This is a genomic window from Pseudomonas sp. LBUM920, from assembly GCF_003852315.1.
Taxonomy (GTDB): domain Bacteria; phylum Pseudomonadota; class Gammaproteobacteria; order Pseudomonadales; family Pseudomonadaceae; genus Aquipseudomonas.
On record NZ_CP027762.1, the window covers coordinates 6414024 to 6428551 of the forward strand.

The following is a 14528-nucleotide window of genomic DNA, read 5'->3' on the forward strand; positions in this document are numbered from 1 at the left end:
TATCGACAGCGTCTGCGCTGTCATCACGCACCCGGCACAAAGTGCTTCTGCGCCGTGCCGCGTGCGATCAGGCGGGAGATGTAGTCGAGTTTCTGCGCGTCCTGGTCGATAAACCGGAAGGTCAGCTGCAGCCAGTCGCTGTCGGGCTTGGGCTCGTAGGCGACGACGGCGTGCAGGTAGCCGTTGAGGCGGGCCACTTCGGCGTTGTCGCCTTGCTCAAGGTCGAGCACCGCGCTTTCCAGTACCTGCGGCAGGACTTCACCACGGCGCACCACCAGCAGCGCTTCCTTGATGCTCAGCGCTTTGATCACGCATTGCTGGGTGCCGCTGGACAGGCGCAGCTGGCCTTGGCCACGGCCGCCGGCCGGCGATGCCGCTGGCGTTTGCACCGGCGGGCTGTTGAGCAGGCCTTTGCTTGGCGCAGCCACCGGCGCCGGTTTCACGGCTTCAGGCTTGCCGCCGGTCAGGGCGCTCAGGGAGTCGTTGCCAAAAGCCGAATTCATTTTGGTCGGCGCACTGGCGATCAGCGCGTCGAGGCGACCGATCTTGTGCAGGGCCTGCTTGACCTTGTTCAGCAATTGCTCGTTGGTGAACGGCTTGCTGACGTAGCCGGAGACGCCGGCCTGAATGGCCTGCACCACGTTTTCCTTGTCGCCACGGCTGGTCACCATCACGAACGGCATGGCTTTGAGATGGGCCTGCTCGCGGCACCAGGTCAGCAACTCCAGGCCTGACATCTCGGGCATTTCCCAGTCGCACAGCACCAGGTCGAAGGTCTCGCGCATCAGGATGGATTGCGCCTTTTTACCGTTCACCGCATCTTCGATCTTGATCCCCGGAAAGTAGTTGCGCAGGCACTTCTTCACCAGGTCGCGGATAAACGAGGCATCGTCCACCACCAATACACTGACTTTACTCATCGACCCTTCATCCTATAAAAACTTCGGCACGCAAAACGCCTGACTGATGGCATTTTGCCAAAACTCGCGGGTCACAGAAGGACTTTATTGTTCCTGCCGCGCAAAAAATTCAGATGCCGCAAACGAAAACGCCCGACCAAAGGCCGGGCGTTAATTTCTCGGGCAACCTTACTTATCGTCAGATTCGCCCGGAACATTAGGGATTTGATCGGCTGTGCCTTCAACTTCGGCTTTCATGCGCTTGAGGCCCATGTGCCGCACGTCGGTACCGCGTACCAGGTAAATCACCAGTTCCGAGATATTGCGCGCGTGGTCGCCGATACGCTCCAGCGAACGCAGCACCCAGATGATGTTCAAGACCCGCGAGATAGAGCGCGGGTCTTCCATCATGTAGGTCGCCAGCTCGCGCAGTGCGGTCTTGTATTCGCGGTCGATGGTCTTGTCGTACTGCGCTACCGACAATGCCAGCTCGGCGTCGAAGCGGGCAAAAGCGTCGAGGGCGTCGCGCACCATGTTGCGCACCTGGTCGCCGATGTGGCGCACTTCCACGTAACCGCGCGGCGCTTCGCCTTCTTCGCACAACTGGATGGCGCGACGGGCGATCTTGGTGGCTTCGTCACCGATGCGCTCCAGGTCGATCACCGACTTGGAGATGCTGATGATCAAACGCAGGTCAGACGCCGCCGGCTGGCGCCGCGCCAGAATGCGCAGGCATTCTTCGTCGATGTTGCGTTCCATCTGGTTGATCTGGTCATCGATTTCACGCACTTGCTGGGCCAGGCCCGAGTCGGCCTCGATCAGCGCGGTGACGGCGTCGTTGACTTGCTTCTCCACCAGCCCGCCCATCGCCAGGAGGTGGCTGCGCACCTCCTCAAGCTCGGCGTTGAACTGCGCGGAGATGTGATGGGTAAGGCCTTCTTTGCTAATCATGGGTTTGCTCCGCAAAAGCTGTAAGCCGCAGGCTACAAGCTGCAAGCTGATGTGTGTCGTTGATCAAACTGCTTTTACTTGCCGCTTGAAACGTGCGGCGTGCAGCTGGGGCTAGCCATAGCGACCGGTGATGTAGTCTTCGGTCTGCTTCTTCGCCGGGTTGGTGAACAGGGTATCGGTGTCGCCAAATTCCACCAGCTTGCCCATGTACATGAACGCGGTGTAGTCGGAAACCCGCGCCGCCTGTTGCATGTTGTGGGTCACGATGACGATGGTGAACTTGGATTTCAGTTCGTAGATCAGCTCTTCGACTTTCAATGTGGAGATCGGGTCGAGTGCCGAGCAGGGTTCGTCAAGCAGCAGCACTTCCGGCTCCACGGCGATGGTGCGGGCGATCACCAGACGTTGCTGCTGGCCGCCGGACAAACCGAGGGCCGACTCGTGCAGGCGGTCCTTGACCTCATCCCACAGTGCCGCGCCTTTGAGCGCCCATTCAACGGCCTCGTCGAGGATGCGTTTTTTGTTGATGCCCTGAATGCGCAGGCCGTAGACCACGTTTTCGTAGATGGTCTTGGGAAACGGGTTGGGCTTCTGAAACACCATGCCCACCCGGCGGCGCAGCTCGGCCACGTCCTCGCCCTTGCGGTAGATGTTGGTGCCGTAGAGGTTGATCGCGCCTTCTACACGGCAACCGTCGACCAGGTCGTTCATGCGGTTGAAGGTGCGCAGCAACGTCGACTTGCCGCAGCCGGACGGGCCGATGAAGGCGGTCACGCGCTGCTTGGGGATGTTCATGCTGACGTCGAACAGCGCCTGCTTCTCACCGTAGTACAGGCTCAGGCCCGGCACTTCGATGGCCACGGTTTCCTGGGCCAGGCTCAGGCTCTGCTTGTCGCGACCCAGGGCCGACATGTTAATGCCGTGGGTGTGGGTTTCGTGTTGCATGGGATGCTCCCTGTGCTACCAATTCGTTTCGTTGAACCGATGGCCCCATGATTGGGCCTGGCGGTTTATCTCAAATCTGTGTCCGGCGCGGTTCAGTGTGGGAGCGGGCTTGCTCGCGAATGCGGTCTGTCAGCCAGCCCAAGTGTTTCTGATACACCGCATTCGCGAGCAAGCCCGCTCCCACATTTAGTACGCGTTCACTTCAATTAGCTGTCCAGCGCCTTGTATTTTTCGCGCAGGTGGTTACGGATCCACACCGCCGACAAGTTGAGCGTGGCGATCACCAGCACCAGCAGCAAGGCGGTGGCGTAGACCAACGGCCGCGCAGCTTCGACGTTGGGGCTCTGGAAGCCGACGTCATAGATATGGAAGCCCAGGTGCATGATCTTCTGGTCCAGGTGCAGGTACGGGTAGTTGCCGTCCACCGGCAGCGACGGCGCCAGTTTCACCACACCCACCAGCATCAGCGGCGCCACTTCACCGGCGGCGCGGGCCACGGCGAGAATCATGCCGGTCATCATCGCCGGGCTGGCCATCGGCAGCACGATCTTCCACAGCGTTTCTGCCTTGGTCGCGCCCAGTGCCAACGAACCCTCGCGCACGGTGCGGGGAATCCGCGCCAGGCCTTCTTCGGTGGCCACGATCACTACCGGCACCGCCAGCAGCGCCAGGGTCAGCGAGGCCCACAGCAGGCCCGGCGTACCGAACGTGGGTGCCGGCAGGGCTTCGGCGAAGAACAGACGGTCAACCGAGCCACCCAGCACATACACGAAGAAGCCCAGGCCGAACACGCCGTAGACGATGGCCGGTACGCCCGCCAGGTTGTTCACCGCAATGCGGATAATCCGCGTCAGGGTGTTCTGCTTGGCATATTCGCGCAGGTACACCGCCGCCAGTACGCCGAACGGCGTCACGATCATCGCCATGATCAGGGTCATCATCACGGTGCCGAAAATCGCCGGGAAGATCCCGCCTTCGGTGTTGGCTTCCCGTGGGTCATCGCTGAGGAATTCCCAGACCTTGCTGAAGTAGAAGCCGATTTTGGTCATCGTGCCCATGGCGTTCGGCTGGTAGGCGTGCACCACCTTGCCGATGCCGATTTCCACTTCTTTGCCGTTAGCGTCGCGCGCCGTCAGGCTGTCGCGGTTGAACTGCGTGTGCAGGTCCGCCAGGCGCGCTTCGATGTCCTTGTAGCGGTTGTTCAGTTCTGCGCGGTCCGAGTCCATATCAGCTTGGGCGGTAGCGTCGAGCTTGCCTTCCAGCTCCAGCTTTCGACCGTGCAGGCGGATACGCTCCAGCCCGGCATTGATCGCGCCGATGTCGGTTTTTTCCAGACTCTTGAGTTGCGCCGCCAGCTTGTTCACGCGGTCAACGCGGGCCTGCAGCTCCGGCCACGCGGCCTCGCCTTCGGCGATGACCTTGCCGTCCTGTTTGACGTTGACCAGGGTGCCGTAGAAGTTGCCCCATTCACGGCGTTCGATGGCCATCAGGTTGGCCGGCTTGGTCTGGTCCTTGAGCCACTCGCCGACGATCCAGGTGAAGTCGTTGCCGTTCAGGTCGCGGTTGCCGACCTTGATCAGCTCGCGGGTCATGAATTCCGGGCCTTGGTCGGGCACCGGCAGACCAGCACTTTTCAGGCGCTCGCGTGGCACTTCTTCTTTCTGCACCACTTCGCCGATGACGATATGGTTTTCCTGGCCCGGCACGTTGTAGTTGGCCTGGATAAGGTCAGCCGGCCAGAAGTGGCCCAAGCCACGCACGGCAATCACGGCCAGCAAACCAATGGTCATGATGACCGCGATGGACACCGCGCCACCGCTGATCCAGACGCCGGGGGCGCCGCTCTTGAACCATCCATTCAGGGAGTTCTGTTTCACAGACTTCTACCTTTCTTAAAGCGACGAGTATTTCTTGCGCAGACGCTGACGAATCAGCTCGGCGAGGGTGTTCATGATGAAGGTGAACAACAGCAGCACCAGCGCCGAGAGGAACAGCACGCGGTAGTGGCTGCCGCCGACTTCCGACTCGGGCATTTCCACCGCGACGTTAGCCGCCAGGGTGCGCAGGCCTTCGAACAGGTTCATCTCCATCACCGGCGTGTTACCGGTGGCCATCAACACGATCATGGTTTCACCGACCGCACGGCCCATGCCGATCATCAGCGCCGAGAAAATCCCCGGGCTGGCGGTCAGGATGACGACGCGGGTCATGGTCTGCCATGGCGTGGCGCCCAGGGCCAGGGAGCCCAGGGTCAGGCCGCGCGGCACGCTGAACACGGCGTCTTCGGCGATGGAGTAGATGTTCGGGATCACCGCGAAACCCATGGCCAGGCCGACCACCAGAGCGTTGCGCTGGTCGTAGGTGATGCCCAGGTCGTGAGAGATCCACATGCGCATGTCGCCGCCGAAGAACCAGGTTTCCAGGTACGGGCTCATGTACAGCGAGAGCCAGCCCACAAACAGGATCACCGGGATCAGAATCGCGCTTTCCCAGCCATCCGGAACGCGCAGGCGGATCGACTCAGGCAAGCGGCTGAACACGAAGCCGGCGACCAGAATGCCAATCGGCAACAACATCAGCAGGCTGAAAATCCCCGGCAAGTGCCCTTCGACATACGGCGCCAGGAACAGGCCGGCGAAGAAGCCGAGGATCACCGTCGGCATCGCTTCCATCAGTTCGATCACCGGCTTGACCTTGCGGCGCAGGCTCGGGGCCATGAAGTAGGCGGTGTAGATCGCCGCAGCAACGGCCAGCGGTGCAGCCAGCAGCATGGCGTAGAACGCGGCCTTCAAGGTACCGAAGGTCAGCGGCGCCAGGCTCATCTTGGGTTCGAAGTCGGTGTTGGCGGCGGTCGATTGCCAGACGTATTTAGGCTCGTCGTAGTTTTCGTACCAGACCTTGCTCCACAACGCGCTCCAGGACACTTCCGGGTGCGGGTTGTCCAGCAGCAGCGGTTGCAGCTTGCCGCCCGCTTCGACGATGACGCGGTTGGCGCGTGGCGACAGGCCGAATACGCCGTGGCCATCGACCACCGGGTCGACCAGCAGCGTGCGGTGCGCGGTGCTGTGGAACACGCCGAACTTGCCGGACGCGTCGAGGGCGGTGAAGCCTTTGCGACGTTCTTCAGCGGTGATTTCCACGATGGGCGCGGTGCCCATCTGGAAGGTACGGATCTGCTTCAGGCGTTGCTCGCCGTCCGGGTCACGGGCCATGAACCACTGGGCCAGACCGCCTTTGGAGTTACCCACGATCAGCGAGATACCGCCCACCAGCTGAGTGCTGGCGGTGATCTCGGCATTACCGTCTTCGAGCAGTTTGTAGCGACCATTGAGGCTCTTTTCGCGCAGGCTGAAGACGTCGGCAAGGGCACGACCGTTGATCACGTACAGCCACTGCTGGCGTGGGTCGATGAAGATCGCCTTTACCGGCTCGGTCATTTGCGGCAGCTCGATACGCTTCTGCTCGCTGGTGACTTCGCCAGTCATCATGTTTTCTTCGCGGCTCAGGCTCAGCACGTTCAAGTAGGAACCTGCGGAACCGGCAACGACCAGCGAGGAATCGGTGGCATTAAGTGCGACGTGCTCCAGCGGGCGACCCTGCTCGTCGAGCACGATCGGCGTTTCGCCGTAAGGGTATTCAATCGCCGGGGTGATGGTTTTCTTGCCATCCGGGTAAGACACCTTATAGGTGTGGCGGAACACCAGGGACTGGCCATTCGACAAACCCAGGATCACCAGCGGGCTGCCCGGCTGGTCTTCACCAATGGACGCAACACTGGCACCGGCGGGCAGCGGTAAATCAACACGCTTGAGCTCGGCGCCGGTGTCCACATCAAAGAACAGCGCCTGGCCCTTGTCGGAAACCCGCATGGCGACCTGGTTCTGCTCTTCGAGGGAGATCATCAACGGCTTGCCGGCGTCCTGCATCCAGGCGGGCGTCAGCGCATCTTCCTTGGTCAGCGAGGCGCCCTGGAACAGTGGCGCGACGACGTAGGCAAGAAAGAAGAAAATCAGGGTGATGGCGCCGAGGACGGCGAGGCCGCCGATCAACACGTACCAACGGGTCAGGCGATCTTTGAGCGCGCGAATGCGGCGCTTGCGTTGCAGCTCAGGCGTATTGAAATCAATGCGCTTGGGGGGAGAAGTCGTCGTCATGGTGGAATTGGCCAGATCATTCATGCGCACACCCTAGCGATCCTGCATGACAGAAAGATGACAATGCAGTGACGCAAGAAATCCGCCGCGGAGCAGAGCTGGCAGCGGACTAAAAAATTAGGGGTGTAGACGGTTAATGTGGGAGCGGGCTTGCCCGCGATGGCATCAATACGGTTTCAACGCTACACCGTGTCGCCAGCATCGCGGGCAAGCCCGCTCCACAAAAAAGCATGCATCTACACCAGGTATCGCAGGCTTAGTTGCCTTCTTTCAAACCCAGGTCAGCCAGGGCTTTGGCGGCCACTTTGGCTGGCAGCGGGATGTAGCCGTCTTTGACGACAACTTCCTGGCCCTGTTTGGACAGAACCAGCTTCACGAACTCAGCTTCCAGCGGCGCCAGAGGCTTGTTCGGGGCTTTGTTGACGTACACGTAGAGGAAGCGTGACAGCGGGTATTTGCCGTTCAGGGCGTTTTCTTCGCTGTCTTCGATGAAGTCAGTGCTGCCTTTCTTGGCCAGGGCCACGGTCTTCACGCTGGCGGTTTTGTAACCGATGCCCGAGTAACCGATGCCGTTCAGCGAGGAGCTGATCGACTGCACAACCGACGCCGAACCTGGTTGTTCGTTCACGTTTGGCTTGTAGTCGCCTTTGCACAGGGCTTCTTCTTTGAAGTAGCCGTAGGTGCCGGATACCGAGTTACGACCGAACAGTTGCACCGGCTTGTTGGCCAGGTCGCCGGTCACACCCAGGTCGCCCCAGGTTTTAACGTCAGCTTTGGCACCGCACAGACGCGTCGAGGAGAAGATCGCGTCGACTTGTTCCATGGTCAGGTGCTGGATCGGGTTGTCCTTGTGCACGAACACAGCCAGGGCATCCACAGCCACCGGGATCGCGGTTGGCTTGTAGCCGTACTTCTGCTCGAAGGCCGCCAGTTCGGTGTCCTTCATCTTGCGGCTCATCGGGCCCAGGTTGGAGGTGCCTTCAGTCAGCGCAGGAGGAGCAGTGGCGGAGCCGGCAGCCTGAATCTGGATGTTGACGTTCGGGTATTCCTTTTTATAGGACTCAGCCCACAGGGTCATCAGGTTAGCCAGGGTGTCGGAACCAACGCTGGACAGGTTGCCCGATACACCGGTGGTCTTGGCGTAAGCCGGAATTGCCGGGTCAACACCAGCGGCTACCGCGTTAGCGGTCGCAACGCCAGCAGCGACAAAAGTCATTGCCGCCATCAAACGTTTCAGTTTCATGCCTTGCTCCTAGCAGATAGGGATAGTTGGATCGGGGCCAAGTATCGGTAGGCCGTGTGAACACTCTATGTCCGCAATGTGACAATTAGATGAAAGGCCAGCATTTGTGAAAAACCTGACAGGAAGGGGAAAGATCAGTAAATCCGGGACTTGCGAGGAGGTTGAAGCGCATGAAGCGGTGTTTCAGAAATACTCTGTAATCGTTGGCCAACCGTAAACCCTGTGGCGAGCGAGTGCCCTCGCCACAGCGTCATCACAAGGTTCTAGCGCCCTCGCTTCCACAGATAGCCACCCACCAGCATCCCCATTACGCACAGCACGGCGACATAGTAGGCGGGGCCCATCGGGCTTTCCTTCATCAGCAGCGACACCGCCAGCGGCGTCAAACCACCAAACACGGCGTAGGCGACGTTGTAGGAGAACGACAACCCGCTGAAACGCACCACTGGCGGGAAGGCTTTCACCATCACGTAAGGCACCACGCCGATCACCCCGACAAACAGGCCGGTCAGGGTGTACAGCGGAAAGAGCCAGTTCGGGTGATCGATCAGGCTGTGGTACAGCGTCCACGATGTTGCCAACAACAACAGGCAACCGATGACCAGCACACGGCCAGCGCCAAAACGATCAGCCAGGGCGCCGGAAGCGATGCAGCCCAGGCTCAGGGTCACGATGGCCAGGCTGTTGGCTTGCAGTGCGATGGTCGGGCTGAAGTGGTAGACGGTTTGCAGCACCGTCGGGGTCATCAGGATGACCACGACAACACCGGCCGACAGCAACCAGGTCAACAGCATCGACAGCACGATGGCGCCACGGTGGTCGCGCAACACCGCGCGCAATGGCAGCTCGGCGGCCAAGGTTTTGCGTTGCTGCATCTCGGCGAAGATCGGCGTCTCATGCAGCCACCGGCGCAGGTACACCGAGAGCAGGCCAAACACGCCGCCCAGCAGGAACGGGATACGCCAGGCGTAGTCGGACACTTGTTCCGGGCTGTAGAGCGAGTTGATGGCGGTGGCCACCAGCGACCCCAACAGGATGCCGGCGGTGAGGCCGCTGGTCAGGGTGCCGCAGGCATAGCCGATGTGGCGCGGCGGTACGTGTTCAGAGACGAACACCCAGGCGCCCGGTACTTCGCCGCCGATGGCCGCGCCCTGGATGACGCGCATCAACAGCAGCAGAAGCGGCGCCCACAGGCCGATCTGCGCGTAGGTCGGCAGCAGGCCCATGATCAAGGTCGGCACGGCCATCATGAAGATGCTCAAGGTGAACATCTTCTTGCGGCCCAACAGGTCACCGAAGTGCGCCATGATGATGCCGCCCAATGGACGAGCCAGGTAGCCGGCGGCGAAGATGCCGAAGGTCTGCATCATGCGCAGCCATTCCGGCATATCAAGGGGGAAAAACAGTTTTCCGACCACGGTGGCGAAAAACACGAAAATGATGAAGTCGTAAAATTCCAGCGCCCCGCCCAAGGCAGACAGCGACAGGGTTTTGTAGTCGTTGCGGGTCAGCGGGCGCGACGGTTGCGCGCTGCTTGCGGGCACGGAGGACATGGGGAGGGTTCTCTTATAGTAATGACGGCAAGCCCGGGACTTGCGGCGGGTCTGGCAAGATAGCAAATCGTTTGAAAAAGCACAGCGTCCACCGAATAACACTTCGCAGGCGCGCGTTATTCCCCGTTTCTTCCCTTTATTAGCCATCAGAAGCACAGTTGCAGGAAAAAGCCGCGTTACAGCCGGGATTTGCCGACCAAATGAGCGCTGGGAGGTCGTCGCGGCGCCAGCGTCTCGATATACTCGGCCCGTGCAAGCGCCAAACCCGCTGTCTTGAGGGGCTGCTGTGCCAAAACGTCGTTGGGTGCCATCCAGCCGATTTGGCAGAGTTTCCCTTTAGTACGCCTTACGAGAAACGCATCGAGCGGTGTATGTTGGTGCTGAAACGTTTTTCCAGAGACGGCTATCCACTTGAAATACCCATGAAGCGTCACGGGTCAGAGGCACCCTCGGCATGATCGAACTCGAACAAGAAGATCCTATCCCGCAAGGCGATCTCGCCCTGCAAATCACCGCACTCCCGCGTGAAACCAACGGTTTTGGCGACATCTTCGGCGGCTGGCTGGTCGCGCAGATGGACCTGGCCGGCACCGCCATGGCCAGCAAAGTGGCCGGCGGACGTGTCGCCACAGTGGCGATCGATCGCATGGCGTTCCTGGTGCCGGTGGCGGTCGGCGCGCAATTGTCCTTCTATACCCAGGCTCTGGAAATCGGCCGCAGCTCGATCCAGATGATGGTCGAGGTGTGGAGCGACGACCCGCTGTCCAGCGAATGGCGCAAGGTGACCGAGGCGGTATTTGTGTTTGTCGCCATCGACGGCAGCGGCCGTACCCGCTCGGTGCCATCGCGCGCGCGTTAAACATCGCCGGGTTTTGACGGTCAATTGCCCCATTGCCTGCCATGAGAGAGCACTGCTATGCCTACGCCCCACGTTGAAACCTTGAAAATCGACGAGCTGGACTGCTGGCGCGTCCGCCACAACGGCGCCGAAGTGATGGTGGCCCAACAGGGCGCGCACATCTTCAGTTACCAGCGCCAGGGCGAGCAGCCAGTGATCTGGCCGAACCCTGAGGCGGTGTTTAAACAGGGCAAAGGCATTCGTACCGGCGTGCCGGTGTGCTGGCCGTGGTTTGGCGTATTCGACCGTAACCCGCAAAGCGTGAAGGCGATGCGCCAAAGTGACCAACCCGCGGGGGCCCATGGCTTTGTGCGCACGGCACTGTGGGAATTGGCCGCAACCGAACTCGAAGGCGATGCATTGCGCGTCGATCTGGTATTGCCGGTGCCCGCGGGCGGCTTCCCCGGCTGGCCGCATCAGGTCGATCTGAAGCTGAGCCTGCTGCTGGACGATCAACTGCATATCCGCCTGACCAGCCACAACCGTGGCACCGACACCGTGACCCTCAGCCAGGCGCTGCACACCTATTTCGCCGTGAGCGACGTGCGCAATGTGCAGGTCGAAGGCCTGGACGGGCTGGGTTATATCGACACCGCCGACGGCTGGAGCCACAAACAGCAATCCGGCCTGCTGCACTTCACCGCCGAGACCGATCGCATCTACCTGGATACTCCGGCGCAGTTGAGCATTGTCGATAAAGACTGGCAGCGTCGTCTCCAGCTCACCAGCCAAGGCTCGAACTCGACCGTGATCTGGAACCCATGGACCGAACGCGCCAAGGCGTTCGACGACATGGCCGATGATGGCTGGCAGGGCATGCTGTGCATCGAGACGGCGAATGTGCTGGATGATGTGGTGGCATTGGCGCCCGGTGAAAGCCATACGCTTGGCGTAAGCATCACCCCTCTCGCCGTGTAAACCCAATCAAAAATGTGGGAGCAGGCTTGCTCGCGAATACGGCGTGTCAGCCACATATGCGCTGACTGACACCCTGCATTCGCGAGCAAGCCCGCTCCCACATTGGGTTCTGCGGCAAATTAAAGATCGGACTCTTTGACCGCCCGCACCTTGCCCGCGTCCAGCGCGTACGCCGCATCCGCCAAATCGTTATTAACCTTCTCGACTTTCAACGTGCCGGTAACCCACAACGGCGTGTAGATGTCATCCAGCTTCAACCCCTTGGGATAGCGCACCAGCACCAACTGGTTGGGCGGCGGCGGCGGCACGTGGATGCAGGCGCCTGGGTACGGCACCAGGAAGAACAGCGTGCTGCGGCCCTTGGCGTCGGTTTCCAGCGGCACCGGGTAACCGCCGATGCGGATACTCTTGCCATTCATGGCGGCCACGGTCTTGGTCGAATACATCACCGCCGGCAAGCCCTTGCTTTGCTTGAGGCCACCTTTGTCGGTGAACGTGCCTTGGGCTTCGGGGGAGTTGTGGTCGATCTCGGGCATGGCTTCGAGGGCTTTCTGGTCCGACAGCGGCATCAGGTCGAGCCAGTCGGTTTCCGGCAGTTCGCCAGCGTGCGCCAGGCCAGAGCCCAGCAAGAGGAGAGTCAACAGAAGACGGCGCATGGTGAGGCTCGGCAAGTACAGGTGGCGAGCATTCTAGCCCTCTGCGCCTGCGCAGCGCAGAGGGCTTTGTCGCTTAATTACTTTTTACGCAGCAGGCCGTAGATCACCAGCAGCACGATGGCGCCGATCAGCGCACCGATAAAGCCTGCGCCTTGACCTGCCTGGTAGATGCCCAGGGCCTGACCACCGTAGGTGGCGACCAGAGAACCTGCGATACCCAGCAGGATGGTCATGATCCAGCCCATGCTGTCGTCGCCAGGCTTGAGGAAACGCGCCAGCAGGCCGACGATCAAGCCGATAAAGATGGTTCCGATGATACCCATGGCATTTCCCTCTGATTGAATGTGAGTCATGCCAAAGCCTAGTCAGGCTTTGCCATCCTGCAATCAGAGAGACGGCGGTGACCAATGGTTCCCGCCGATCCTCGGGTTATTGCTCGGCGATCAGCGCTTCGACCTTGAGGATCTGGGCTTGCAGCGTCGCACGGTCTTTGCAGCGCAGGTTGGCGTGGCCGACCTTGCGTCCGGCCTTGAAGGCCTTGCCGTAGTGATGCAGATGGCAATCATCGATCGCGATCACGCGCTCAACCGGCGGCACAACGCCGATGAAGTTGAGCATGGCGCTTTCGCCGACCTTGGCCGTGGAGCCCAACGGCAAGCCCGCCACCGCGCGCAGGTGGTTTTCGAACTGGCTGCACTCGGCGCCTTCGGTGGTCCAGTGCCCGGAGTTGTGCACACGCGGCGCGATTTCGTTGGCCTTGAGGCCACCGTCGACTTCAAAGAACTCGAACGCCATCACACCGACATAATCCAGCTGCTTGAGCACGCGGCTGGAATAGTCTTCGGCCAGGGCCTGCAGCGGGTGATCGGTGCTGGCCACGGACAGCTTGAGGATGCCGCTGTCGTGGGTGTTGTGCACCAACGGGTAGAAGCGGGTTTCGCCATCGCGGGCACGCACGGCGATCAGCGAGACTTCACCGGTGAAGGGCACGAAGCCTTCCAGCAGACAGGCGACGCTGCCCAGCTCGGCAAAGGTGCCGACCACATCGGCGGCGGTGCGCAGCACTTTCTGGCCCTTGCCGTCATAACCCAGGGTGCGGGTTTTCAACACAGCCGGCAGGCCGATGCTGGCAACGGCAGCGTCCAGATCCGCCTGGGACTGGATGTCGGCGAAGGCCGGCGTCGGAATGCCCAGGTCCTTGAACATGCTCTTTTCGAACCAGCGATCACGCGCGATGCGCAAGGCTTCGGCGCTCGGGTAAACCGGTACGAACTGCGACAGGAAGGCCACGGTTTCGGCTGGGACGCTTTCGAATTCGAAGGTCACCAGGTCGACTTCATCGGCCAATTGGCGCAGGTGATCCGCGTCGCTGTAGTCAGCCCGCAGGTGTTCACCGAGGGCCGCCGCGCAGGCGTCCGGCGCCGGGTCCAGGAAAGCGAAGTTCATCCCCAGCGGTGTTCCCGCCAGGGCCAGCATGCGACCCAATTGGCCGCCACCGATTACACCGATTTTCATCAATCAATAACCTCAGGCGATGCGTGGGTCTGGATTGTCCAGCACGCTGTCTGTCTGCTCAGCACGGAATTTTTTCAGCACCGCGTGGAACTGCGGGTGCTTGGCGCCCAGGATGCTGGCAGACAGCAAAGCGGCGTTGATCGCGCCGGCCTTGCCGATCGCCAGGGTGGCCACCGGGATACCGGCCGGCATCTGCACGATGGACAACAGCGAATCCACGCCCGAGAGCATCGACGACTGCACCGGCACACCGAGCACCGGCAGGTGGGTCTTGGCCGCACACATGCCTGGCAGGTGCGCCGCACCGCCGGCACCGGCGATGATCACCTCGATGCCACGGGATTCTGCTTCATCGGCATACTGGAACAGCAAATCCGGCGTGCGGTGGGCAGAGACCACTTTCACTTCATACGGAATGCCGAGTTTTTCCAGCATATCGGCGGTGTGGCTAAGGGTGGACCAATCGGACTTGGAGCCCATGATCACGCCAACCAATGCACTCATCGTCGTGCCTCTTCTCTCTGGGCGCCCGCAGGCGCGTCAAAAAACAACAAGCCACGCGGGAAATCCGGCGTGGCTTGTTGTACGAAATTTGGCCGGTTGGACCGGCCGAAGGCCGCGCAGTATACCGTAATAATCCAGATAAACAGCCCCTGGAATGACCATCTGTCCAGTGGCGCAAACCAGCGGTTTTATTGACTTTCAGGTCAGCGAAAACACTGCCGATAAACCATGGAAACTGGATCAATGTGGGAGCTGGCTTGCCTGCGATAGCATCACCTGAATATGCCTGATG

The 14528-nt window shown here is 60.8% G+C and carries 13 protein-coding genes; 2 read left to right on the forward strand and 11 right to left on the reverse strand.

The features are described from left to right. Window positions 1-23: 23 nt before the first annotated feature. The 7 genes from C4J83_RS29885 to C4J83_RS29915 all read right to left on the reverse strand — a co-directional run bounded on the left by C4J83_RS29885 (window position 24) and on the right by C4J83_RS29915 (window position 9745). Window positions 24-920 carry a response regulator gene (locus C4J83_RS29885; protein ID WP_106575900.1) on the reverse strand — a complete coding sequence of 299 codons (897 nt, stop codon included), beginning with the start codon at window positions 918-920 and terminating at the stop codon, window positions 24-26. 168 nt (window positions 921-1088) lie between these two features. Then, entirely contained in the window at window positions 1089-1850 is a 762-nt protein-coding gene (phoU, locus tag C4J83_RS29890; protein ID WP_053258703.1) for a phosphate signaling complex protein PhoU, read from the reverse strand. A gap of 111 nt (window positions 1851-1961) precedes the next feature. Next, entirely contained in the window at window positions 1962-2795 is an 834-nt protein-coding gene (gene pstB / locus C4J83_RS29895; protein ID WP_056860879.1) for a phosphate ABC transporter ATP-binding protein PstB, read from the reverse strand. Between the two features lie 206 nt (window positions 2796-3001). Beyond that, the gene (gene pstA / locus C4J83_RS29900) at window positions 3002-4672 is read right to left on the reverse strand and encodes a phosphate ABC transporter permease PstA (protein ID WP_106575901.1); all 1671 of its coding nucleotides are present in this window, start codon (window positions 4670-4672) and stop codon (window positions 3002-3004) included. A 15-nt stretch (window positions 4673-4687) separates the two neighbouring features. Beyond that, on the reverse strand, window positions 4688-6721 hold the full coding sequence (locus tag C4J83_RS29905) for an ABC transporter permease subunit (RefSeq protein WP_177416181.1): 2034 nt from the start codon (window positions 6719-6721) through the stop codon (window positions 4688-4690). A gap of 484 nt (window positions 6722-7205) precedes the next feature. Beyond that, entirely contained in the window at window positions 7206-8192 is a 987-nt protein-coding gene (locus C4J83_RS29910; protein ID WP_106575903.1) for a phosphate ABC transporter substrate-binding protein PstS, read from the reverse strand. Between the two features lie 263 nt (window positions 8193-8455). Further along, the gene (locus C4J83_RS29915) at window positions 8456-9745 is read right to left on the reverse strand and encodes an MFS transporter (protein ID WP_106575904.1); all 1290 of its coding nucleotides are present in this window, start codon (window positions 9743-9745) and stop codon (window positions 8456-8458) included. 454 nt (window positions 9746-10199) lie between these two features. On the opposite strand from C4J83_RS29915, the gene C4J83_RS29920 reads away from it, so the two are divergent. Both C4J83_RS29920 and C4J83_RS29925 read left to right on the forward strand, forming a co-directional pair. Continuing rightward, window positions 10200-10604 carry an acyl-CoA thioesterase gene (locus C4J83_RS29920; protein WP_003176975.1) on the forward strand — a complete coding sequence of 135 codons (405 nt, stop codon included), beginning with the start codon at window positions 10200-10202 and terminating at the stop codon, window positions 10602-10604. A 57-nt stretch (window positions 10605-10661) separates the two neighbouring features. Continuing rightward, window positions 10662-11561: a D-hexose-6-phosphate mutarotase gene (locus tag C4J83_RS29925; RefSeq protein WP_124418778.1), complete on the forward strand. Its 900-nt coding sequence runs from the start codon at window positions 10662-10664 to the stop codon at window positions 11559-11561. 119 nt (window positions 11562-11680) lie between these two features. Here C4J83_RS29925 and C4J83_RS29930 read toward each other — a convergent pair whose 3' ends face one another. From C4J83_RS29930 to purE, 4 genes are all read right to left on the reverse strand, one after another. Then, on the reverse strand, window positions 11681-12217 hold the full coding sequence (locus C4J83_RS29930) for a DUF3299 domain-containing protein (protein WP_058415749.1): 537 nt from the start codon (window positions 12215-12217) through the stop codon (window positions 11681-11683). A 77-nt stretch (window positions 12218-12294) separates the two neighbouring features. Then, window positions 12295-12540 (reverse strand): GlsB/YeaQ/YmgE family stress response membrane protein, encoded by a 246-nt coding sequence (locus C4J83_RS29935; RefSeq protein ID WP_010168336.1) that lies wholly within the window; start codon window positions 12538-12540, stop codon window positions 12295-12297. A gap of 106 nt (window positions 12541-12646) precedes the next feature. Next, the gene (locus tag C4J83_RS29940) at window positions 12647-13732 is read right to left on the reverse strand and encodes a 5-(carboxyamino)imidazole ribonucleotide synthase (RefSeq protein ID WP_106575907.1); all 1086 of its coding nucleotides are present in this window, start codon (window positions 13730-13732) and stop codon (window positions 12647-12649) included. 12 nt (window positions 13733-13744) lie between these two features. Beyond that, window positions 13745-14236, reverse strand: a complete 492-nt coding sequence (purE, locus tag C4J83_RS29945) for a 5-(carboxyamino)imidazole ribonucleotide mutase (protein ID WP_003195648.1) — start codon at window positions 14234-14236, stop codon at window positions 13745-13747. Between the last annotated feature and the right edge of the window lie 292 nt (window positions 14237-14528).

What these genes read in the sequence shown, in the direction of transcription:
- C4J83_RS29885 (WP_106575900.1), bottom strand. Translation starts at nt 920, where the DNA reads ATGAGTAAAGTCAGTGTATTGGTGGTGGACGATGCCTCGTTTATCCGC.
- phoU (WP_053258703.1), bottom strand. Translation starts at nt 1,850, where the DNA reads ATGATTAGCAAAGAAGGCCTTACCCATCACATCTCCGCGCAGTTCAAC.
- pstB (WP_056860879.1), bottom strand. Translation starts at nt 2,795, where the DNA reads ATGCAACACGAAACCCACACCCACGGCATTAACATGTCGGCCCTGGGT.
- C4J83_RS29905 (WP_177416181.1), bottom strand. Translation starts at nt 6,721, where the DNA reads ATGCAGGACGCCGGCAAGCCGTTGATGATCTCCCTCGAAGAGCAGAAC.
- C4J83_RS29910 (WP_106575903.1), bottom strand. Translation starts at nt 8,192, where the DNA reads ATGAAACTGAAACGTTTGATGGCGGCAATGACTTTTGTCGCTGCTGGC.
- C4J83_RS29915 (WP_106575904.1), bottom strand. Translation starts at nt 9,745, where the DNA reads ATGTCCTCCGTGCCCGCAAGCAGCGCGCAACCGTCGCGCCCGCTGACC.
- C4J83_RS29920 (WP_003176975.1), top strand. Translation starts at nt 10,200, where the DNA reads ATGATCGAACTCGAACAAGAAGATCCTATCCCGCAAGGCGATCTCGCC.
- C4J83_RS29925 (WP_124418778.1), top strand. Translation starts at nt 10,662, where the DNA reads ATGCCTACGCCCCACGTTGAAACCTTGAAAATCGACGAGCTGGACTGC.
- C4J83_RS29930 (WP_058415749.1), bottom strand. Translation starts at nt 12,217, where the DNA reads ATGCGCCGTCTTCTGTTGACTCTCCTCTTGCTGGGCTCTGGCCTGGCG.
- C4J83_RS29935 (WP_010168336.1), bottom strand. Translation starts at nt 12,540, where the DNA reads ATGGGTATCATCGGAACCATCTTTATCGGCTTGATCGTCGGCCTGCTG.
- C4J83_RS29940 (WP_106575907.1), bottom strand. Translation starts at nt 13,732, where the DNA reads ATGAAAATCGGTGTAATCGGTGGCGGCCAATTGGGTCGCATGCTGGCC.
- purE (WP_003195648.1), bottom strand. Translation starts at nt 14,236, where the DNA reads ATGAGTGCATTGGTTGGCGTGATCATGGGCTCCAAGTCCGATTGGTCC.